Here is a 21,834-nt window from a genome sequence, read left to right as displayed (position 1 = left end):
TCACCTTTCGTGTGTCGTGGTGGTGGGGACGGGGTCAGGGGGCGACGTCGGCCGCGTTCCGCGCGGCCGGGTCGAACAGGCGCTGGCGGGCCATGAGGTCCTCCGGCAGGTCGCGGTCGCGGACCAGATGCGGCCGGCCCTCGTGGACGAGCACCTCGGCGGGGTAGCCGTGGCTGAGGAACAGTACGGGTGAGGCGGTCGGGCCGTACGCCCCGGACCGCAGCACCCCGATCAGGTCGCCGGGCCGCACCGGCGGGAGTGCCACCTTCTTGCCGAGGGTGTCGTTCGGCGTGCACAGCGGCCCGGTGACGTTCCAGTTCTCGGTTGCGGGCTCGTCGAGCCGGTTGAGCACCGCCATCGGGAAGTTGCGCTTGGCGAACGAGCCGATGCCCACGGCCGCCATGTGGTGGTTGGTGCCTCCGTCGGCGACCGCGAACCGCTCGCCCATCGAGGTCTTGACGTAGCGGACGCCGACGACGTAGGTGCCGGACTCGGCGGTGAGGTACCGCCCCAGCTCCATGATCATTCGGGTGCCGGGGTGCCTGTCGGCGAAGCCCGCGATGACGGGGTCGAGCTTCTCGGTCAGCACGGCGGGGTCCAGGTCGGTCTCACCGGGGAAGTAGCCGACGCCCAGCCCGCCCCCGACGTCGACCATCCGCAGCGTGATGCCGAGGTGCGCCGCGACCCGTTCGGCCAGGTCGAGGATGCGGGTGGTGTTCTCGACCACGACGTCCTCCTCGAGGATGCGGGTGCCCATGTAGACCTGCACCCCCATCAGGTCGACGCCGGGGTGCCGTTCGGCCAGATCGGTCTCGGCGAACACCTGCTCCTCGTCGATGCCGAACTGGCGGGGTTTGCCGCCCATCGCCAGCCCGGACCGCTTGACCGCGAAGCTCGGGTTGACCCGCAGCGCGACCGGGGCCCGCACGCCGCGGCTCCGGGCCAGCTCGTCCACCAGCGCCAGCTCGGGGAACGACTCGCAGACGATGGCGAAGACGCCCTCGTCCAGGCAGGCCGCGAGCTCCTGGCGGCTCTTGCCGGGGCCGAGGAAGATGATGTCCTCCGGCGCGACCCCGGCGCGCCGGGCGGTCCGCAGCTCCACCAGCGAGGAGATCTCCGCGCGGGCGCCGAACGAGTGCAGCAGCGAGCAGATCGATACGTTGGGGTTGGCCTTGAGCGAGTAGAAGATCTCGATCGCCGGGTGCAGCCGGTCGCGCAGACCGTGGAACCGGTCGTGCAGGACCTGCCCGTCGTAGACGAAGAACGGCGTGCCGTACCGCCGGGCGAGGTCGGACACCGGGATGCCCTGCACGTGCAGTTCACGCGACATCGGGTGAGCTCCTTTCTCCGAGGGCCGCCAGGCGGCGGCCGATCTCGCCGTCGAGTGCCGTCATCCGCTCCGCCGAGGGGGCGATGACCACGCCGTACAAGCGGCCGGCGAACGGCCGGTCCGTCGCGTCGGCGGGCTCCGCGCTCGCCGGTGCCGCCGCGTTGACGGTGGCGTGGTTGTTGACCAGTAGCCCGGTGCCGCCGGGGGCGTCGAACAGCAGATCTCCGAGCACGTCGCGGAGCGACCCGAACGGCAGCGGCCGGGTGAGCCGCAGCGGATACTGCCGGACGAGCGCCGTCGTCCCCGCAGCCGCCCGTTCCCCCAGGAACGCCTCCTGGATGGCGGCCTGGTAGGTCGACATGTTGTTCCGGGCGTTGATCTCGACGACCGGGTAGAGGCCGCCGTCCGGGTCGACCATCGCGTCGACGCCCACGACCCCGTAGTAGCCGTCCGCGGCCAGCGACTCGCCGAGGCGGCCGGAGACGTCCTTCAGCTCGGAGACCTGGCGTTCGGTGAGCCGCGCGGGGATCCGGTGGCCCTTGTGCACCCCCCTCTCGGTGAGGGCCTCCTTGACGAAGTCGAAGCGCACGCCGCCATCGCGGCCGACGGTGAACTGGTAGTTGAGATCGGCGCGTTTCCCGACCCACTCCTCCACGACCAGGCCGAGCCGGCCGCCGGCCGCCTGCCCGGCCCTCTTGGTGATCATGCGGAGCAGCCGGTCCAGCCGCCGTTCGCCCTCGACGAGCTCGATGCCCTTGCCGGAGACGCCGTAGGCGTCCTTGACGACGACCGGACGTCCGGCGGCGAGCACGGCGCGGGCGGCGGTGAACGCCTCCTCGAGCCCGGCGACGTCGTCGCAGGTCCAGCCGCGGGCCTGCCGGATGCCGAGGGCGTCGGCCAGCCGCCGACTGTAGATCTTGCTGTTGACGGCCTTGCAGGTCGCGGCGGACGGCGCGGCGAGCGCGATCCCCGCCGTGGCGGCGAGCCGTTCCTCCAGCTCCGAGACCCCGTGGGCACTGAGGGCCGCGCCCTCCGCGCCCAGCACGCCCAGTTCGGTGAGCAGCGCCGGGTCGGCGAGCGCGTCCTCGGTGACCAGGTTGCGCGGGTCGTTGCGGGCGACGGGGAGGATTCCCGGCAGATCGAAGCCGAGGTCCTCCAGGTAGGCCAGGAAGTCGGAGTCGGGCGCGGTCTTCAGCACGACGTGGTCGCTCTTGCCCGCCAGGAGGAGCGCGAACTCGTCCATCCGGTTGACGATCACGCTGTCGGACCCGAACGCGAGGCGGGGCAGGCCGGTCTCACCGCGCGCCCACTGGTCCTCCACCTCGAAGTTGCCGAGGAGGACCAGGCTCGTGTCGGGCGCTCCGGTCAGGGCCGACTTCAGCCGTTCGTTGAAATCCATGTACATCCTCAGTGCTCGAAGACCATCGCCGAGAAGGTCGCCCCGAGCCCGACCGTGGTCAGCAGGTAGCGGTCTCCGGGCCGGAGCCGGCCGAGTTCGACGGCCGTCTGGTAATTGATGAAGGGGTCCGCGCAGAAGCAATGACCCGTGACCGGGACGTTGTCCAGGAACACCCGGTCCAGTGGGAGCCCGAGGCTCTTGGCGAGCCGGACCCACGACACTCGGTTGACGTTGTGGGGGAGGACCAGGGCGATGTCGTCGAGCGTCAGCCCCGCCGTGTCGACGGCGGCGAGCATCGACTCGGCCAGCGCGCCGGCGTAGATCCGTTGGAACTCGGTGAACAGCGCGTCGGTCAGCGACAGGCATTCATAGAACCGGCCGTGCGTGCGCGCGGCGTACCCCAGCATCCGGTCCCGGGCGCCGCGGATCCCGACCAGTACGGCGGCGGCGCCCTCGCCGTTGATGGCGGTGCCCGGAACCGTCTGCGCGGCGAGCGTGAACGTCTTCTCCCCGGTGAGGATCAGTGCGAGGCCGTCGGGGTCGCCGTCGGCGCGCAGCAGCTTGCCGCACAGGTCGACCGCGAGGAGCCCGGACGCACATGCGTGGTGGGTCAACGCGAACGCCTGCGCGTGCCGCAGCCCGAGCGCGTCCCGCACCTCGTGGATGGGATTGACGGGGTGCGGGACGACGACCGGCATGGTCCGCGCCTGCACCACGTACCGGACATGGTGCTCCCGGCCGCGTAGCGCGTCGAGCTTCCCTGCGGCCGACAGCAGCAGGTCGGTGAGGGTCCCCTCGGGCTCCCGCCGGACTTCCGACAGCCCGTAGAACCGCCGGAACACCTTCAGCTCGTCGGCGCTGAGCCCCAGCTCCTCGGCCATGTCGGCGATCGGCACCACTCCGGGCGGCAGATACGTCGCCACGGCCTCCAGCGATGTCATCCGGCGTCCATCCGCCGGCTGGAACCGCCCAGCATTTCCTCGACGTGCGCGATCAGCGCCTCGATCGTCGGATGGTCCCAGACGACCGTGGGCTCCAGGACGACCCCGAGGTGGTCCTCGAGGTCGCCGCAGAGGCTCAGCGCATAGACGGAGTCGAGGCCGTAGTTGGTCAGGCTGACCGACGGGTCGATGTCGGCGGGCTCACGCCGGGCGTAGTGGGCGACGCGTTCCCGCAGCCAGCTCCGAAGGCTCGGCTCCATCGGGGCGAGCTCAGAACCATGCATCTCAGTCTCCTTGTCATGACGGGCGGAGCCGCCCAGGGGGCACCGTCGCAGCGGTCATCGGTGGTCCTAGAGGCCGAACAGGCCGAAGCCGCCGCCCCGGCGGTGCCGGGCGAGGACGTCCGCCGCCAGCGCTTCATCGTGGTGGCGGGGTCGTGGTCCGGGGTCGCGGCCCAGCCGTCCGGCGATGCGGCGCAGCGCGGCCGTCACCCATTGCGGGTCGGCGAGGAAGTCCTCGCTCCGATCCCTGCTGTGGAGCCAGACGTTCACGCAGGCGGTCGCGGCCAGCACCGCCGCGTACCGGGCGGGCAGCTCCAGGACCTCCGGACGGGCGTCCACGGTGAGGTCGCGGGGGGCCAGCGCGGCGCATTCGAGGCCGAGGGTGCCGAGTTCGTTCGCGGCGACGAGCAGGTGACGGCGCAGGTCGGCGGGCACGTCCGGAGCGTCGAGGGCCGCCGTGAGCGCGGCGCTGTGGCTGTCGCGCCCGCCGGACGACAGGGTGAGCCGGTCGAACGACAGCGGCGGCAGCGGCCCGCCGGGCCGGTACACCTCGGAAGGCGGCGCGTCGCCGCCGCGCCACGCCTTGCGGGCGAGCCGGGGCAGTTGCGGCAGGACCGTGCCGAGGCAGGTGGCCCGCGCGGAGTGCCCGAAGCTCGCCGGGGGCAGGTCCCGCAGGTGCTTCTGGAAGATGCCGTACTCGCCGTCGCGAAGGTAGAACTGCGCACCCAGGACACGGGACAGCTCGTAGACGGCGTCCGTCAGTAGCGTCGCGATGAAGTACTTGCTCGCCGAGGCGTACAGGCTCGTCTCGTCGGGCAGGAGGTGCACCGAACGGGCCGTCACCGTGGCCAGGCACTCGCAGATCAGCAGGTCGACGAACGCGTCGGCGAGAATCGATCGGATGTGCGGCATGTCCGCCAGTGATCGCCCGTACAGCATGCGCGCGTCGACGAACCGGGCCGTGACATCCAGTCCGGCTTCGAGGATTCCGGTGGCCATCGCCGGCAGCACGGTGCGGGTGATCTGGAACGAGCGCAGCGCCGTCTCGACTCCGTGCCCGGGCACGCCGAGGACGGTGTCCGCCGGGACCGGGCAGTCGCGGAACTCCAGGCCGCCGAGTTGCACCCCGCGCATGCCCGAGGTGGGGAAGCGCGGCAGGTCGCGGAACGCACCCGCGGGCAGGTCGGCCCGTTCCGCCAGGAGTTGGGAATGGCTGCGGCTGCCGGGCTCGGAGGACGTGCGCGCGAAGAGCACCATGGCCTCGGCGCGCCCGGCGTTGGCGATCACTTCCTTCCGCCCGTTGAGGCGGAGCACGCCGTCCGGGCCGGGCAGCGCGGACAGATCGTTCCCGGCGAAGTCGTTGCCGTGGGCGAGCTCGTGGTACCCGGCCGCGACCCGGCCGCCCGCGAGCAGCAGGTCGGCGACGCGGCGCCGCTGGCTTGCGTCGCCGGCGGCCCAGACGTTCACGGCGGCGATGAGGCTGCTCACCCCGTACCCCAGGCCCAGGGCGGGGTCACGGCGGAACACCGGCCGCATCACCTGGATCAGGTGGTCGAGGCGGGCCAGCCGTCCGCCGAGGTCGACTGGGACGAACTCGGCGTTCAACCCGACGGCGTCGAGGACCTGCTCCCCGGCGGCGAACGTCTCGCCGCGCTCGTCGGCGGCCAGCACGGCGGCGTGGCCGGTCGGGTTACCGGAGTCCCACGGATCGCCGAAGCGGCGTTCCAGTTCGGTGGCGATCACCGGACTCCCTTCGTGGTGGGCGGCCCGACGGAGGCGCCGGAGCGCAGCGCGTCGAAGAGCCGGTCGAAGACCTCCTCGTCGGTGGGCATCTCGGCGGGGCGCAATGACCGCAGGATGTGGACGAGGCACGCCTCGAGCCAGAGCTCGTCGTGGCCGGAGCGGAGGTTGTGCAGCCAGACCCTGAGCGCGGCGGCGCCGGCGAAGCACAGTTCGAACCGGCGGGCGAGCGCGAACGCCTCCGGCGGGGCGAACTGGGAGGAAGGCGGGAATTGCGCCAGCTCCTCGTGGAGGAGGTCGCAGTGGGCGGACAGCTCCTCCGCGAGGCCGGCGAGCCATGCGGACGCGTGCCCGGCGACCGCCAGGGCGCGCAGGTCGCGCGCGGCGGAGACCAGCCCCTGGGTGAGGCCACAGCCGCCCTGCGCCATCAGGCTCAGCCGGTCCAGCTCCGGGGCCGGCAGCGGCGCCGTGAGGTCGGCGGCGTGCTCGACCCCCGCCGGGTCCGCCGTGGCGGCCGGGTGGCAACGGGCGAGCAGCGGGAACTGGTTGATCAGGGCGTGCCGGCTGACGAACGTGCTGCCGTCGAAGATGCCGACCACCCGGTGGTCTCGGTCGAGCTTCTGGAACGCGCCGTGCTCGTGGTATTCGGTGAGGAAGCCCCGGACCCCGAGCAGCTCCCCGCACGTCATGATCAGCTCGTCGGCGCGGGACGGGACGTACGCCTTGGCCACCGCCGAGATCACGCTCGTCTCCTCCGGCGCGGTGTGCAAGGCGCGGGCGGCGAACACGCTGACGATCTCGGCCGTGAAGAGCGAGGCGTACGCTCGGCCGAGCGTGCGCCGAACGTGCGGCAGATCGACCAGCGTGCGGCCGTACAGTCCGCGCCGCGCGGCGTGCTCGACCGCGAGCCGGAGCGCCTGATCGGCGGCCCCGAGCGACAGCGCCGTGCACACGGTCCGGGTGAGTTGGAGGGCTTTGAGGACCGTCTCCAGCCCACCGCCCTCCACCCCGACCAGCGCGTCGGCCGGAACGGGGCAGTCGTCCATCCCGAATCCGCTGATGTCGGCACCCCGGATGCCGTGGGTGAGCACCTTCGGCAAATGCCGGTACCGATCGCGCGGTAACCGCCGCTTGTCGACCAGCAGCAGGCTGAACCCGCGCGGACCGCCTTCGGGACGGGTCCGGACCAGCAGGCAGATCAGGTCACCCCGGGTGGCGTTGTTGATCAGCCACTTCTCGCCCTGAACGCGGTAGCCACCCGCCTCGGTCGTGGCCGCCATCGTGCCCGCGAGCAGGTCGCTGCCGTGACCGCGTTCGGTCAACCCCCACGCGACGGGCGCGCCCGCGACGATGTCGGCACCGAGCGCGCGGGCCTGCTCGGGACGGCCCGCGAGCCATACACAGGCACCACCCAGGAATGTCTTGCCGTGCCCGATCGCCACGGTCAGATCGCGACGAGCCACCAACCGCAGCGCCGCCAGCAGCTCGTCGTAACGCGCGAGCGCCCCGCCATGCTCGACCGGAACGTAAAGCCGGGGCATCCCCAACCGATCGAGCTCCTGACACATCTCGGCGGGGAACTCCTCCCGGCGATCCGACTCCGCACTCCGAGCGAACGACAACGGCGCAGCCGGATCGAAGGGATCACCGAGTGCCCGATCGAACTCCGCGAGATCGACCGTCATAGCGATGACGACGCGCGCCGAGTGCGCTGCGGGCGCGGTGGAGGCCGCAGGCCCGGTGGGCACGACGGACATGACCGGAACCGCGGGCTCAACGGAGGCGGCGGGTCTGGCGGGGGGCGTCACGATGCCGTCCTCCCGGTCTTGACGGCGGGGAGGTTGGCGCGGACGGACGGGCTCAGTTCCGCGTGGACTGGGGTCAGATCCCCCCGCAGGAACTGCTCGCGAACGAGGCGGCGCTGGATCTTCCCGCTGCTGGTCCGCGCGACCCTGCCGGGGCGGACGAGGACGATGCCCTGGGCATTCACCCCGCACTCGCGGCTCAGGCGGTCGCGAACGGCCTCGGCGACGCGTGCCAGTTCGGCGGGATCCCGTTCGCGGCACTCTCGGACGATCACCACTTCCTCCTCCGGGACCGGGACGGAGAAGGCGGCGCCGACGCCACGTTCAAGGGCCGGGTGCGCGGTGCGGGTCACCGCCTCCAGGTCCTGCGGGTACAGGTTGCGGCCCCGGACGATGATGAGTTCCTTGATCCGGCCGGTGACGTAGAGTTCGCCCTCGTGCAGGATCCCGAGGTCGCCGGTGCGCAGGTATCCCGGGTCGCCGTCGGCGGTGGTGACATCGAAGACCAGCGCGGTCTCCTCGGGGCGCCTCCAGTAGCCCCGGGCGACGTTCGGGCCGCGCACCCAGATTTCCCCCACCCGCCCGTCCGGCAGCATCCGGCCGGAGTCGGGGTCGACGACGATGATGTCGAGCACCTCGGCGGGGCCACAGCTCACGAGCCGTCGCGCCGTCGCGCCGTCGGCGGGCGGCGCCAGCTCGCCGCGTTCGAGCGCGGCCGGGTCCACCGGGGTGATCACGGGGTGGCGGCCGGGCCGGTCGCCGGAGACCACCAGGGTCGTCTCGGCCATGCCGTAGCCGGGCAGCGGCGCCGTCGGGGACAGACCCGCCGCCGCGAACCGCCGGGCGAACCCCTCGAGGGTCGAGGCATGGACCGGCTCCGCGCCGTTCACCGCCAGCCGCCAGCGGGACAGGTCGAGTTCGGCGATCTCCGCGTCGGTGGCCCGCCGGGCGGCCAGCTCGAACGCGAAGTTCGGGGCCGGCGAGAAGTCGATGCCGTGCCGGTCGATCAGTGTCAGCCAGGCGTTGGGTCGCTTGAGGAACGCCATCGGCGGCATCAGCACGCTGCGGCCGCCCAGGATCAGCGGAGTCAGCAGTAGCCCGATCAACCCGAAGTCGTGGTGCATCGGCAGCCAGCCGCCCGCGACGGTCGCGGAGTCGAGGTCGAGGACCAGTGCGAGCAGCCGGGCGTTGGCCAGCAGGTTGGCGTGGTCGACCATGACGCCCTTGGGGTCGCTGGTCGACCCGGAGGTGTACTGGAGGAAGACCAGCGCGTCGGGGTCGGCAGGCGGACGCCGCCAGGCGGCGGCCAGGGGCAGTTGCTCGGATGAGGGGTCCAGGAGGGCGAACCCGGGGAGGTCCTGTTCCTTGGCCCAGGTCGTGAGCGCCTCCATGTCGGTGGTGTCGGCCAGGGCCGCGACGGCGTCCGCGTCCCGCGCGATGGCGGCGATCCGGTCCGCCTGGCGCCGGTGGCCGTCGGGCGGCGGCGCGGCGACCGGGACCATGCCTGCGTACACGCAGCCGAGGAAGCTCGACGCGAACCCGAGCCCCGTCGGTTGCAGCACCAGGACGCGGTCGCCGGGGGCGAACCGTGCCTGGAGCAACGCGGCCACCCGCCGGGCGGCCTGGTCGAGGCTCCGGTACGTCAGGATCTCGTCGCGTTCGGGGCGGAACGGATCCGCGCTGAAGACCAGGGCGGTCTGGTCACCGTGTTCCATCGCCCTCGCGCACATGAGTTCGACGAAGCTGCTGTGCTCGTTCATATGCTGCCGGCCTTCATCGGTCGAGACGTCGGGTAGTCAAGCCTCGCCTATCCAAGAAATTGGTCACAAGCCATAGAAGAGCGCGCGATAGATCTGCACGAACACCCGCCTGATCGGGTAGGCCCGAATTGTCCAACACGGCTATGAGCTGCGAAAACAAGGTGCAGGCGGGTCGCTGTTCGAATAGCGGACGGTCGTCGGCCGATTCAGGAGTTAGCGTGAACGGACCAAGTCCACCGAAATACGCGAGGAGCGGCGGAAGCCGTTCCGCGACGCCTGGAGGTAGCGGTGACATCCGTTCTCGTCGTGCACGGAACCGGTGGGCCACGCCGGGATCCGTGCTCGCTGCGGCTGGAGTGGGTCACCTCCCTGCAGGACGGTCTGGCTCTCGCCGGGGCCACACCGCCCGAGGCGCCGGACGTGGCGATCGTTGACGTCGACGGCCGCACCGAGCACTCCGGTGAGCCGCCCCTGACCGGGTGGGAGGCGGAGGTTCTCGAGCGGTGGTGGCGCGTCGCGCGTTTCGACGACGAGGCCGTCCGCCGAGAGTTCGCGGCCGACCGCCTGGTCGCGCTCAGCCGGTCCCGCTTCTTCACCGGTCTGCCGCCCGAGGACCTGATCCGGACGGTCCGCGCGATGATGTCCGGCCCAACCGCCGGCGACCACCGGGCGGTCCGCGAGGCGCTCGCCCCGGAGACCCGGGCCGTTGTCGGTTTCGGTCTTGGCGCCGTTGCGGCCGTGGACGTCCTCGCCCGGCGGCCGACGGTTCCCCGCGAGGCGGTCACGCTGATCACCGTTGGCTCGCCGCTGGCCTGGCGGCGCAGCCCGGCACGCCCCCGCGTGCGGGAGTGGATCAACCTCGCCGATGTCGGGGACGGCCTGGCGGGCGGCGAGGGGCTCGCGCCCTACCACGGCGAGGACGTCCACGACATGGTGATGGACTGCGACCCCCGACTGCGCGCCCCACGCCCCTACATCGCCAGCCCCGAGTTCGGCCGAGCCCTGCTGCGGGCCTTCGACACCGCCGGGTCAGGTCTGGGGCGTCGCGATGGGGCATGAGGGCCTCCTAGGCGTCGGCGTGGATCTCGCAATCCACACCGAACCCGGAGGCCCCCTCATTCCACGACCATCTGAACGTGTTCCCCGCGTTCACAACCTCTGTCGTCAGTACACCTAGGGCCTGTCTCAAAGTGCCTCGGCCGTCGCGCGAGTGCGCTACCTGGCCGGTGGGGCGAAGCCGGAGGCGAGCCCCACCGGCCAGATCGCGAAGCGATGTCGCGCTCGCCCAAGCACGGTCGGCGTCCGAGCCGCCAGGCGAGGACGCCGGGCCGGGCGTTGGAAACACCGCCTAGCCGTCGATGGCGACCGCTGTGCCGTTCTGCGCGGCGGAGCGATAGGCCGCGTCGATGATCCGCGCGGTCGCCAGCGTCTCGTCCAGCGGCCGGGACCACTCGCGCGGGCGTTCGACCAGCCCGGCGAAGTCGGCGAACATGTCAGCGAACCATTCTTCGTGTGTACCGCTGCCGGTGGGGGAGGTGAGCTCCCGGACTTGACGGCCACGCGGTCCCTCGACGAGCGCGCGGCCGTCCCGGATAGAGACCGAACCGGTCGGGCCGTTCAGCTCGTACAGGTTGGAACGTTCGTCGCTGACCCAGCTCAGGACGATGCTGCAGGAGCCCTCCGGGAAACTCAACTGAAGCTTGGCCGCGTGGTCCAGACCATCGTCGTTCAGGCTCGTCGTGCACGACACCTTGGTGGGAAGGGCGCCGAAAAGGCGGGTCGCCATGTAGACGCAGTGCGTGCCGTGATCCAGAAGGATGCCGCCGCACGCCACGGAGGGATCGCGACGCCAGTCCGGCATCCAGGACGGCACGCCGCGCGCGTGCGTGCGGCGTCGGATCTCGAACGACGCGGTCATCGGCCGGCCGACCGTGTCGTCCGCGATCGCCTCGGTGAACATCCGCATCATCGGCGAGAAGGTGTAGTTGTGCGCCGGGTAGAGCAGCCGCCCCGTCCGCCGTGAACAGGCGACCAGTTCGGCCGCCTTCGCTCCCTCGAACGCCACGGGCTTCTCGCAGATCACGTGGCACCCGGCGGTCAGCCCGGCGGTGACGAGTTCGGCGTGGTAGGCCGGGGGCGAGCAGATGTCGATCGCGTCCACCGGGGTCGCCGCCAGCATCGCGGGCAGATCCGCGTAGGCGGTGAGGCCGAGGAGGGCCGCACGTTCCCGCCGGTCCGGGGAGGGGTCGACGACGCAGGTGACGCGCGCGTTCTCGATCAGGGCGTAGGCGAACAGCCGCGCCTCGCCCGCGGTACCGAATCCGATGATCGCCAAATCCATCACGCGCCTCCGGCGGGCAGGTCGATCAGGGTGCGGCGGATCAGGTCGACCGCCTGGTGCGCCTGTTCGGTGTCGATGTTGAGGGGCGGGTAGAGCCGGAGGCTGTTGCCGCCGACCATGACCAGCACCCCGGCCTCCATGAGGGCCAGGAACGCCTTGCGGACGATGTCCTTACCGACCGGTTCGCGGGTCTGTTTGTCGGCGACCAACTCGATGCCGATCGCCAGGCCCAGGCCTCGCACGTCACCGACCAGCGGGGCCTCCTCGGCGAGGGGGGCCAGCGCGGCCAGCATCTCGGTGCCGAGCTTGGCCGCGTGCGCGGGCAGATCGCCCTCGACCAGGGCGTCGGTGACGACGGCCACCGCCCGGCAGGCCATCGGGAACGCCCCGAAGCTGGACGAGCTGGCGCTGGGGTCGGAGAACGGGGAGGCGGACATCGTCTCGGCCGACGCGATCACACCGGTGACCGGGTAGCCGCCGCCCATGCCCTTGCCGACCGTGACGATGTCCGGCTCGACGTCGTCCTGGGTGAAGGCGAACATGCTGCCGGTACGGCCGAAGCCCGTCATCATCTCGTCGACGATGAGCAGCGCGTCGAACTCCTCGGCGAGGCCTTTCAGCGCCGAGAGGTATCCCGGCGGCGGAACCACGTTGCCCGAACGGCCCTGCACCGGCTCCACGACGATCGCCGCGAGCGACCCGGTCGAGTTCTCTTTGATCACGCTGCGGGCATGGTCCACGCAGGCGAAGCCGCAGGACGCCGGCTTCAGCTTGAACGGGCACCGGTAGCAGTTGGCGTACGGGGCGCTGAAGTACCCGGGCGGCAGCGGGCCGAGCTTCGCGCGGGCCCCGGCCGTCAGGGCGAGGCTGCCCGCGGTCTTCCCGTGGAAGCCGCCCCAGAACGACAGGAACTCGTGCTTGCCGGTGACGGACTTGGCGAGCCGCAACGCCGCCTCGACCGCCTCGGCGCCGCCGCTGTAGAGCTGGATCCGGTCGAGGTCACCGGGAAGCACCCGGCGCAACGAGTTCGTCATGTCGCGACGGGCCCGTGACCCGAACGCCCCGGCCGGTGCCGTGGTGATCTCCGTGGTGAGCGCGTCCACCAGCCGGGGATTGGCGTGACCGATGGAGTTCACACCTCCCGCGCCCTGCAGGTCGAGGATCCGGTTGCCGTCCATGTCGGTCAGGACCGCGCCGGACGCCTCCTCCACGCACAGTTCGGACCACAGCATGACCGCCTGCAGGCCCGGCCCGAGGACCTCCTGTTCGGCCTGCCAATGCTCCGATGCTCGGTCACGCGGGTTCCGCCTCCCCGGTTCGGGGTTCTCGGACATGCTTTCGCCTCTCCTTCGTGGATGCTGCCGATCGGGCATGCGAGGAATCGTCCAGAATCTCTGTCATCTTCGTTCGCATGGCGGGGTCAGCGTCATGCCCTGGCGGCTTTCCTTTCTTCCGGACGAATGGTCATGCCCATGTGGCCGTTCACCCGGAATCACCCAAGGGGAGGCGATAGCCGTAGTCGGAATCGAGGCGCCGCGCGGGCTCCTTGTTGCCCAGCCCTTCGGCGGTCACTCGCTCTTCCGAGCTTTTGTGTCAATCTCCGGATTTCACCGGAGGGCAGGAAGGTTCTTCAGCGCATTCAGGGTGACGGTGCCCAGCTCGTCGAAACCCTGGCGCCAGGCGATGAATCCCCCGGGCCGCGTGGTGCGCGGTTCGTCGGGCACCGCCACGAAGGTGCCACCCGCGGCGGTGACCAGGGCGCCGCCCGCCGCGATGTCCCAGGCGAACACGTCGGCGTTGACGGCCAGATCCGCTCGGCCGGACGCGACATAGGCCAGCGCGAGCGCCGACGAGCCGATCCGGCGGACATCGGCCTTCGCGAGGAGGGCGGTGAACAGGCTCAGTTCCACCGGGTCGTTGGTCACCCCGGCATTGGGGATGTCGGTGAGCACCATGGGCACGGGCCGGGCGGGAGGTGCGGGCGCCGGCACGCCGTTGAGTCGTACCCCCCGGCCGTCGGTGGTGTAGAGCTCATCGTGGATGGGGTCGTACACGCAGCCGCCGACGGGCTCGCCCCGCACGGTCATGCCGATCGAGCAGCAGAACAGAGGAATGCCGCGCGAGAAGTTGTGGGTGCCGTCGATCGGGTCCACGTACCAGCGGATCTCCCCGGTGCCGCTGGCCCCCTCCTCCTCGCCGACGATCACTGACGCGGGAAAGGCGGCGGTCAGTTCCTGCCGGATGAGGGCCTCGGCGTGGCCGTCCGCAGCCGTCACGACGTCGTGCTCATGCACGCCCGTTTTCTGGCGCGCGGCGATTCCTCGATGGAACTGGTCGGCGAGATAGCGTCCGGCCCGGATGGCGGAACGCGCGGCGACCTCGACCAGTTCGACGTTGTCGATGCCCCCGGTCTCCTCGGTAGCGTCGCCACCACGAGTTCGAGAAGTCTCCACGACTTGTCACCGGCCTCTCGGTGTCTTTGAGGTGATTCAGATCTGATCGCGCTGGTCATGGCCTGACCGCGGACCGCGCGCCGTGATCGGCAACAGGAGAGCTCCTGGTGGGCAAGGCTCGTGACGCCCGGCCACCAGGAGCTCCGATGCCGTTCTCCTGCGCTGCTGATCAGGCCATCTGGGATTCCCGGAGGTGATCGATGAGGCCGACCCTGATGGCGGTCACCACCGCCGCCGTGCGGTTCGGTGCGCCCAGCTTGAGCAGCACGCTGGTCACCAGGCGCTTCACGCCGTGGTCCGAGATCGCCAGCCGGCGGGCGATCTGCTTGTTGCTCAGCCCCTCGGCCAGCAGCGTCAGCGTCTCCTTCTCACGCGCGGTGAGCCTGACCAGACGCGGCAGCTCGGCGTGCACCGGGGAGTCGGCGCGGGCGAGCAGGTCCCTCGTCAGCCTGGCGGGCATGGGGATCTCTCCCTTGACCATGCGCGCGAGAGCGTCGCCCAAGGCGTCCACGGTGAGGTCCTGCTGGATGAGAAAGCCGTCCGCGGGCAGGGTGGCCGCCGAGGACCTGCCGACCTCGGTCTCGTCAAGTAACACGAGAGCCTTCGGGCAATGGCCGCCGGCCGGGTGCGGGATGTCGCGCAGCCAGGCCGCTCTGGCGCTGGTGGTGATGAGCACGTCCGCGCCCTCCGCGTGGAGTGGCGGACCAGCCTGCGACCCGCCATCGCAGCGGCGGACATCGCCGATCCCCGTGATCTGCCCGAGCGCGTCCCGCAGTCCCCGTGCGAGCACCTCGTTCCCGACGTCCAAGGCCACTTTCAGGTCCTTGATTCCCACCCGCCCTTCGATCCCCATCGGCCCTTCGATCCCCGTCGGCCCTGATGACGACATGCTCATCTTCGGTACCCCCGTTGACTTGCACTCTCTGACAGAGATCATCACATAGGCGAGAGAGCCCACCGGCAAGACGGATGTCGCTTTTTCGACATCGGTATTGTCGACGAGGTGATCTACCTCTGCAATTTCTGTTGGAAAGGTATGGATATCGCTGTGTTTGAATTGTTCCAACTTGGCCGATATTGGCCATTCTGGGCGTGCCCGCTTTTGGTCGACGTAAGATCACGATCACGGATGCCGCCCATCCGTGAGGGGAATCCAAGGCGCATGCTCACGGCAACGTCGCCGCAGAGGGCATGGGTGGACGTGCGCGCGCGGCTTTGGCCGGCACCTGTCACCACGGATCCCGGCAGCCTGCGCCATACGCCGGTCCCGGACCCGCAGCGTCCGCGAGTGCCTGCAGTGCGACCTTTACGACGGCGTTGAAGGAGTTTCGCCGTCCTCCCCGGGATTCCACCCCCACAGTTGCAACGGCACGTGAGCACGACCCATGAACATCCTGGGCACCCGCAGCTGCCTCGGTGAGGCCCGTACGGGACCCGACCTGATCGACGGGTGACTCCGCGACGCCGGGCAGTCGCCCGACCTCGGGGTGTCCCAGCGGATCGATGACATGGGCATGCCGGTCTGCTCGGGCCCATGCACAAGTGAGCCGATGGATCGCCGGTCAATTACCCTGCGACACCGGCATTGATCGCAGAGCGACTTATTCGCGCTGGGTCCTTGTGTCATTCTTGCTGATGACATTCCGGGGAGAGTGCCTCGCCCGGGATGCCGGCCGGCGACGAACGCATCGATTAGCAATCGATAGCAATCGATAAAAATCTTTGCGAGACTCGCCATATGGATCATTGTGAGACTCACCATATGGCTCACCCCAGAGGCGTCGTCGAGCTGCCCTCGCCTGACCGGCCAGGTGCCGATGAGCCTTGTGCGCCCGACCACCGCCTTCTGGCCGTGGCCGTCGCCGCCATCGCGCGCGAAGAGCTTCTCATCCTGCTTCCGCCGGGCATTGGCGACTGGGCTGGGACGGGAGCGGCGATCAGGCCAGGCGCACGGCGCGGGTTGCGGATGGTCGTCAGTAGCATCGAGCAGGCACGCACCGCAACGAGCACCCTTCCTCCAGCTTGTAGCGGAGAAGTCCGCATCCACCCTGAACTCAGAACTTATCTGCTGCTGGCCGACCGGGAGATGGCCGTTCTCATCGGCGAGCGGAATTCTTTTAAGGTATTGGAAGCCCGTCCGCAGGTAAGAAGGCTCGTGGCCATGTTCGAGCGATACTGGGGGCATGGTCGGTCAGTGGACGGCGCCTCCGACGCTGTCCACGTTCTGCAGAAGGAGATCCTCGGCAGGCTGGCGGCGGGCTTGACCGACCAGGCCGTCGCCAAGGAGCTGGGGATTTCGCCGCGCACGGTCCAGCGTCACGTGAAGAAGGCCATGGAGGAGCTCGGCGCCCGGAGCCGCTTCGAACTTGGGGTGCGGCTCGCTTTGGCGAACCGGTGAAGCGTGTGGGCATCTCGTCCCACCGCTGCTCACCGCTCACCAGGACGCGGCGCCCTGCCATCCTGGTGCCGTTCGGGTGGCGTCCGTCCGCTCGCGATGACCTACGGCCCCTTGCAGGGCTCGCCCCCGGAGAAGAGACCGAGCGCTACCTCCCGATCGGCCGGCGGTGGGTCCGACCGGTGTGCGGCAGCCGAGTCGACGCCGTCGCCGAGCCTGCGGGCCCGCTCGAAGATCTGGTCCGATTCCATCCGTACGGGGTGTGCGAACTGACCAGCCTTCCTTACTTCGGGTCATCCGCACAGACATGCCCGCATTTGCCCGCCTGTGCGGCTAGCGTGGTCTGTCTCATGATCTGGTCCGGGCCCCATTGGGCCGTTAAAGAATGCGGCAGCGAAAGGCGGCGCGATGACGCGGCGGATTCTGCATGTTCTGCCCGTGGCGGTTCCGGCGGAAGGACTGGCCGCGTTCGCCGACCAGCTCCCGGAGGAGGTCATCGACCCGGGGGTGGAGGTGGAGTTCGCCGCTCCGACCCAAGGAGCGGCGAACATGATCGACAGCGCCTATGAGCGCACGATCTGCGACGTTGCGGTGCTGGCGGTCGGTGCCCGCGCCGCCGACCGCGGCTTCGCGGCCGTGGTGGTCAATTCAATGTCCGACAGCGGCCTGTCCGCGCTGCGCTCGCGCTTGACCATCCCTGTCGTCGGGGCCTGCCAGGCGTCCATGGCGGTCGCGGGCCTGCTCGGTCACCGGATCGGGGTCGTGACCATGTGGCCGCAGTGGCATGCCCTGTACCCGGCCGGGGCCGCCGCCAGCGGTCTCGCTGACCGGCTGGTGAGCATCCGCGATATCGGAACCCGCCCCGACGCCGAAGCGCTGCTGACCGGACGCGAAGACACTCTCTTCCCGCAACTGCTCGCCGCGTGCCGCGCCGCGATCGACCAGGACGGCGCTCAGGTCCTGATCCTTGGTTCCACCACCATGCACGAGTCGCACCGCTACCTCAGTGCTCGACTGGAGGTGCCGCTCATCAACCCGGGCGTCGTCGCGCACCAGACCGCACAGCAACTCCTGCGCGCGGGCCTCACCCACTCGCGGCCTGCCTACCCGTCACCCGCACGTCCCGCCGACGACCTCCTGGACGCGTTCATCAAGCGGATCGAGTGATTCTCAGCCCCGAACTGGCCGGTTCGTACACTAATGCCTTATGTGTACGAGGATGGTGCTCCGAGCCGCTGCGCCTCGGGCACTGGGACGAAGTGGTTGCGGCGAAACCACCCGATCTGCCTCTCCGCCCCGCCCTTCTGACCGGGGGAGCCCTTTTCCGCCCCGTCCTCCCGCCGAAGCGAGAGGACGGGGCGTCCGTGCCGGACGGGCTTCCCCACCCGCCGAGCCGAGCGCGAGCAACACGGGTACGCGGCGGTCACCGGCGTCACCGAGACCACTACGGCCATCGCGCTGGTGTTCTCGTCCAGGACGATCCCGGCGGTGGTGGCCGGCCACATCAGCGCACTGCCGACGCGCGAGACGTGGGTCCGGATCAGGCTCGTCACGTGTCCTTCACCCGGACCTCCGGGTGGGAGCGGGCCGGGAGCAGTCCCTGCGCGGGCTCGACGTGCTCACCGGTGCTGCCCTGCGCACGCGCGAAGGGGAAAGAAGCGTGGGCTGACGGCGCACTGTTCTTTCGTGCTGCCCCAGCCCTACGTGGTTCGGTAGGCCCGGAGAAAGGTCCGCACTCCCTCGACGACGAGTGGCCGGACGCGGGTGTCCTCCGCGGCATTCGCGGAACCGAGCCTGTCCAGCGCGACGCCGAAGGTCAGCGCGAGGAACTGGTCGGCCGCGAGTCGGGCGTCGGGGACCTCGAGCAGCCCGGCCGCGGCGAAGGCGGCGAATCGCTCGGCGAGTGCCTCGTCGGGGGTGTCGGCCATGGAGTTGTAGCCCCGGTGCGGCAGGTGGCCGGATTCCGCCCGGACCAGTCGTTGCAGCGTTGCGTACTCCGCCGAGCCGAGCATGTCGGTCGCGATGCGCATCGAGAACGTGACCAGGGCGTCCTCGAGGTCGGCGTCCTCGGTGAGGTCGGTGAGGGTGTCGTCGAGGGTGTGCCGGATCGTGGTGATCAGTGACTGGCCGACGGCGTCGACGACTGCCTGCAGCAGTGTCTGCTTGTCGCCGAAGTAGTCGTAGACCGTCCGCTTGGACACCTCGGCCCGGGCGGCGACCGCGTCGACGCTGGACCGGTCGAAGCCGTCGGCGAGGAACAACTCCCGGGCCGCCGAGAGGATGGCGGCCCGCTTCCGCGTGGACCCCTGACGCAGTGTCTTCGTGGTCGGCATGGGCACATCCTAGCCGTTCTACACTGTACGGTGTAGTGTAATATCGTCCTCGGCGCGTGCCGCACTCGTTCACACGTTCCGCCCGGCCGAGCCGTGCATGCGCCACCTCGGGCCCCGCTTCCGCGGGTTCACCCCGCCGGACGACCTCGGACCTGTCCACAAAACACCCTGCACACTGCGCCCCACGTGAATGGCCGCTATGTCCACGCCGGGCCCGGCAAGGCGGCAGCGCTACGCGTACGGCCGACCCCTTGCTCGCCCGGCAATGACGGAAAGGACGTCCATGACCGCAACTCTGGCTCCCCCGGTCCACATCGGGAAGCCCGCTGTCGGGGCCCTCGGCATGCTGGCAGTCGCCACCGGCGCCTTGGAGTCGGTGGTGACGCCGACGCTCCCGCTCCTGCAACGCGAGCTGGATATGAGTCCGGCCGAAGGGGCGCTACTCAGCATCATGCTCCTCATCACCGGCGCGCTCGTCACACCGGTCGCAGGCAAGTTCGGCGACCGCTACGGCGGAAAAAGAGTCCTGATCCGGCTGATGGCGGTGGTCTCGGCAGGCGGCCTGGTGTCCGCGCTGGCGCCGAACCTGCCCGTGCTGCTGCTCGGCCAGGTACTGCAGGGGGCGATGGTGGGCGCGCTGCCCCTGTCGTTCATCCTGGTGCGCGAACACCTCCCCGCGGGAGAGGCGAAGGTGGCCATCGGGGTGGTCAGCGGGTTGTTCGTGGGAGGCGGGATGGCGGGAACGCTGTCGGCCGGGCCCGTGGCGGAAGGGCTGTCCCGGCACTGGATGTTCGCGCTGCCGACGATCGCGGTCATCGGGGCCACCATGCTCGTGAACAGGCTGATGCCGCATGATCCGCCGGGTCGGTCCGACGACGCCGCGGTCGACTGGCCCGGCCTGGTTCTTCTGAGCGGGACGCTGGTCACGCTCATGCTCGTGCTCGCGCTGGCGCCCGACATCGGCTCGCAGCCACTCGTGCTCGGCGCCCTCATCGTGGTTCTGGCCGCCTTCGTGGCCGGATGGATGGCCGTCGAGCGCCGTGCGGCCTCGCCAATGGTCGATCTGCGCATGCTGGCACGGCCTGCGGTGTGGAAGTCGTGTGTGCTGACGTTCGTGATCTGCGTCGGTACCTCGGTGGCGGTCTATCTCGTCCCGCAGCTGTTCGCGGTGTCCGCCGGCGAGTACGGCTTCGGGGCCAGCGCCACCGAGATCGGCTTCTTCCTGCTGCCCGGCGCCGTGGCCGCGTCGCTGGCCGGGCCGATCAGCGGGATCGGGGCGCGGCGTTTCGGCTCGCGTGCCGTGGTCACCGCCGGCGTCGTCATCATGGCCGCCGCCCTGATCACCCTGGCGGCCGTGCACACCGAGGTCTGGCACCTCGTCATCGGCAAGATGATGATCGCGCTTGCCAACGGCCTGTGCGTTACGGCGATGGTGACCAGCACCGCCACATCCGTCGATCACAGTGACACCGGCATCGCCACCAGCCTGGTCCTGGTGACCCGCGTGATCGGCTTCGCCGTGGGTGTGCAGGTCAGTGGTGCGATCCTCACCGCCGGAACCCCTTCCGGGTCGGATGTCCCGGCCGAATCGGCCTTTGTCACCGGCTTCGTCATAGCCGGCGCCGTCACGGCGCTGTCCCTGCTTGTCGCCCGCACCATGAGCAAAGGAGTCCAGGAATGACCCGGACTGATCTGAGGGGTATCCGTACGACGCCGAGGCGCAAGGTCCTGATATCCGGGGCCAGCGTCGCAGGGCCCGCCCTCGCGTTCTGGCTGAACCGCTACGGATTCGCGGTCACGGTGGTCGAGAAGGCGGCCGCACTGCGTGGCGGTGGTTACCCCATCGACGTGCGCGGCACCGCACTCGAGGTCGTCCGGAGGATGGGAATCCTGCCGCGACTGCAGGACGCGCACATCGACCTGCGCCGGCTGACCTTCCTCGACGGGGACGGCAGCGAGGTGGCCTCGGTCGACCCGCACACCGTCACCGGCGGTGTCGCGGGACGGGACCTGGAGGTGCGGCGCGGAGATCTGACCGGCGCTCTCTACACGGCCGTCCGTGACGACGTGGAGTTCTTGTTCAACGACTCCATCGACAGCCTCGACCAGTCAGGCCACGGGGTCGACGTCACCTTCCGCGGGGGCGGCAGGCGTACGTTCGACATGGTGTTCGGTGCGGACGGTCTGCACTCATGTACCCGCGAGTTCCTGTTCGGCCCCGAAGAGCAGTTCCACCGGTACCTCGGCTACTGCTTCGCCGGGTTCACCATGCGCAACACCTTCGGGCTCTTCCGCGAGACCACGATGTGGAACACCCCGGGCAGGGCCGCGGCACTCTACGCCGTGGGGGACAACGACGACGTGCACGCCTTCCTGAACTTCGCCTGCCCGGAACCGCCGTTCGACGCGTTCCGGAACCCGGAAGCCCAACGGGACCTGGTCGCCGCGGTCTTCGCCGACGCGGGATGGGAGGTCCCGGGCATGCTTGCCGCCATGCGCGACGCGGATGACCTGTTCTTCGACGGTGTCAGCCAGATCCGCATGCCCCGCTGGTCCAGCGGCAGGGTCGCGCTGGTGGGCGACGCCGCGTACGCGCCCTCGTTCCTTACCGGACAGGGCTCCAGCCTCGCGCTCGTCGGCGCGTACATGCTCGCCGGTTCCCTGGCCGACCGGGACCACGCCGCGGGCTTCGCCGACTACGAACACAACACCCGTGCGTTCGTGACCGTGAACCAGGATCAGGTCGGCGAGGGCGATGCCACACTCTTCCCGACCACCGCTCGAGCGCTGGAGCAGCGCAACGACATGCTGCGCGATCTCAGCGCCATGCCCTCCGCGGAGGGACGGCCGGCCCATTCGGCCCTCACCCTGCCCGAGTTCATGCCCATGACGTGATTGAGGGGCCCTGTGTTTCCGGACAGCGTCCTGATGGGTGACCTACGCGGTCTGCTGCCGACTCAGGTACTCGGTGTGGACCTCCAGAGGGCTCCGGTAGCGCCGGATCAGGACATGCCAAGGGCCCCGGAGTCCATCTGTCCATTCCGGGCGGTGGACGG

At 70.0% G+C, this 21,834-nt stretch carries 17 protein-coding genes; 5 read left to right on the top strand and 12 right to left on the bottom strand.

The features are described 5' to 3' along the window. Window positions 1-34: 34 nt before the first annotated feature. From QP090_RS18825 to QP090_RS18795, 7 genes are all read right to left on the bottom strand, one after another. Complete coding sequence (locus QP090_RS18825; RefSeq protein WP_285940288.1) at window positions 35-1,330, bottom strand: type III PLP-dependent enzyme; 1,296 nt, start codon at window positions 1,328-1,330, stop codon at window positions 35-37. After that, complete coding sequence (locus QP090_RS18820; protein ID WP_285940287.1) at window positions 1,320-2,729, bottom strand: preATP grasp domain-containing protein; 1,410 nt, start codon at window positions 2,727-2,729, stop codon at window positions 1,320-1,322. Before QP090_RS18820 ends, QP090_RS18825 begins: the two co-directional genes overlap by 11 nt. An 8-nt stretch (window positions 2,730-2,737) precedes the next feature. Next, on the bottom strand, window positions 2,738-3,670 hold the full coding sequence (locus QP090_RS18815; protein WP_285940286.1) for a 3-oxoacyl-[acyl-carrier-protein] synthase III C-terminal domain-containing protein: 933 nt from the start codon (window positions 3,668-3,670) through the stop codon (window positions 2,738-2,740). Then, a complete protein-coding gene (locus tag QP090_RS18810) occupies window positions 3,667-3,954 on the bottom strand; it encodes an acyl carrier protein (RefSeq protein ID WP_285940285.1) in 288 nt (95 codons plus the stop codon). Before QP090_RS18810 ends, QP090_RS18815 begins: the two co-directional genes overlap by 4 nt. 66 nt (window positions 3,955-4,020) lie before the next feature. Then, a complete protein-coding gene (locus QP090_RS18805) occupies window positions 4,021-5,694 on the bottom strand; it encodes an acyl-CoA dehydrogenase family protein (RefSeq protein ID WP_285940284.1) in 1,674 nt (557 codons plus the stop codon). Next, the gene (locus QP090_RS18800) at window positions 5,691-7,376 is read right to left on the bottom strand and encodes an acyl-CoA dehydrogenase family protein (RefSeq protein ID WP_285940283.1); all 1,686 of its coding nucleotides are present in this window, start codon (window positions 7,374-7,376) and stop codon (window positions 5,691-5,693) included. The genes QP090_RS18805 and QP090_RS18800 overlap by 4 nt, the downstream gene beginning before the upstream one ends. Before the next feature lie 119 nt (window positions 7,377-7,495). Next, on the bottom strand, window positions 7,496-9,256 hold the full coding sequence (locus tag QP090_RS18795; protein ID WP_285940282.1) for a fatty acyl-AMP ligase: 1,761 nt from the start codon (window positions 9,254-9,256) through the stop codon (window positions 7,496-7,498). A gap of 420 nt (window positions 9,257-9,676) precedes the next feature. Between QP090_RS18795 and QP090_RS18790 the strand changes: the two genes are divergently transcribed. Beyond that, window positions 9,677-10,315 carry a hypothetical protein gene (locus tag QP090_RS18790; protein WP_285940281.1) on the top strand — a complete coding sequence of 213 codons (639 nt, stop codon included), beginning with the start codon at window positions 9,677-9,679 and terminating at the stop codon, window positions 10,313-10,315. Window positions 10,316-10,604: 289 nt separating this feature from the next. On the opposite strand, the gene QP090_RS18785 is transcribed toward QP090_RS18790, so the two are convergent. The 4 genes from QP090_RS18785 to QP090_RS18770 all read right to left on the bottom strand — a co-directional run bounded on the left by QP090_RS18785 (window position 10,605) and on the right by QP090_RS18770 (window position 15,116). Further along, a complete protein-coding gene (locus QP090_RS18785) occupies window positions 10,605-11,597 on the bottom strand; it encodes a Gfo/Idh/MocA family protein (protein ID WP_285940280.1) in 993 nt (330 codons plus the stop codon). Beyond that, window positions 11,597-12,931 carry an aspartate aminotransferase family protein gene (locus tag QP090_RS18780; protein WP_285940279.1) on the bottom strand — a complete coding sequence of 445 codons (1,335 nt, stop codon included), beginning with the start codon at window positions 12,929-12,931 and terminating at the stop codon, window positions 11,597-11,599. Before QP090_RS18780 ends, QP090_RS18785 begins: the two co-directional genes overlap by 1 nt. Window positions 12,932-13,204: 273 nt before the next feature. Beyond that, a complete protein-coding gene (locus QP090_RS18775; protein ID WP_285940278.1) occupies window positions 13,205-14,050 on the bottom strand; it encodes an inositol monophosphatase family protein in 846 nt (281 codons plus the stop codon). 169 nt (window positions 14,051-14,219) lie between these two features. Further along, entirely contained in the window at window positions 14,220-15,116 is an 897-nt protein-coding gene (locus tag QP090_RS18770) for a helix-turn-helix transcriptional regulator (protein ID WP_285940277.1), read from the bottom strand. Between the two features lie 786 nt (window positions 15,117-15,902). On the opposite strand from QP090_RS18770, the gene QP090_RS18765 reads away from it, so the two are divergent. Together QP090_RS18765 and QP090_RS18760 are read left to right on the top strand one after the other, a co-directional pair. Further along, window positions 15,903-16,448, top strand: a complete 546-nt coding sequence (locus QP090_RS18765) for a helix-turn-helix transcriptional regulator (RefSeq protein ID WP_285940276.1) — start codon at window positions 15,903-15,905, stop codon at window positions 16,446-16,448. Between the two features lie 435 nt (window positions 16,449-16,883). After that, complete coding sequence (locus QP090_RS18760; RefSeq protein ID WP_285940275.1) at window positions 16,884-17,612, top strand: aspartate/glutamate racemase family protein; 729 nt, start codon at window positions 16,884-16,886, stop codon at window positions 17,610-17,612. Between the two features lie 533 nt (window positions 17,613-18,145). Here QP090_RS18760 and QP090_RS18755 read toward each other — a convergent pair. Continuing rightward, window positions 18,146-18,778, bottom strand: coding sequence for a TetR/AcrR family transcriptional regulator (locus tag QP090_RS18755; protein ID WP_285940274.1), 633 nt, complete (start codon window positions 18,776-18,778; stop codon window positions 18,146-18,148). A gap of 283 nt (window positions 18,779-19,061) precedes the next feature. On the opposite strand from QP090_RS18755, the gene QP090_RS18750 reads away from it, so the two are divergent. Both QP090_RS18750 and QP090_RS18745 read left to right on the top strand, forming a co-directional pair. Continuing rightward, a complete protein-coding gene (locus tag QP090_RS18750) occupies window positions 19,062-20,459 on the top strand; it encodes an MFS transporter (protein WP_285940273.1) in 1,398 nt (465 codons plus the stop codon). Then, window positions 20,456-21,673 carry an FAD-dependent monooxygenase gene (locus QP090_RS18745; protein WP_285940272.1) on the top strand — a complete coding sequence of 406 codons (1,218 nt, stop codon included), beginning with the start codon at window positions 20,456-20,458 and terminating at the stop codon, window positions 21,671-21,673. The genes QP090_RS18750 and QP090_RS18745 overlap by 4 nt, the downstream gene beginning before the upstream one ends. Window positions 21,674-21,834: the final 161 nt, after the last annotated feature.

The organism is Actinomadura xylanilytica, assembly GCF_030283145.1.
In the GTDB taxonomy this organism is placed as follows: Bacteria; Actinomycetota; Actinomycetes; order Streptosporangiales; family Streptosporangiaceae; genus Spirillospora; species Spirillospora xylanilytica.
This window is presented reverse-complemented; position numbering and strand designations above follow the sequence as displayed.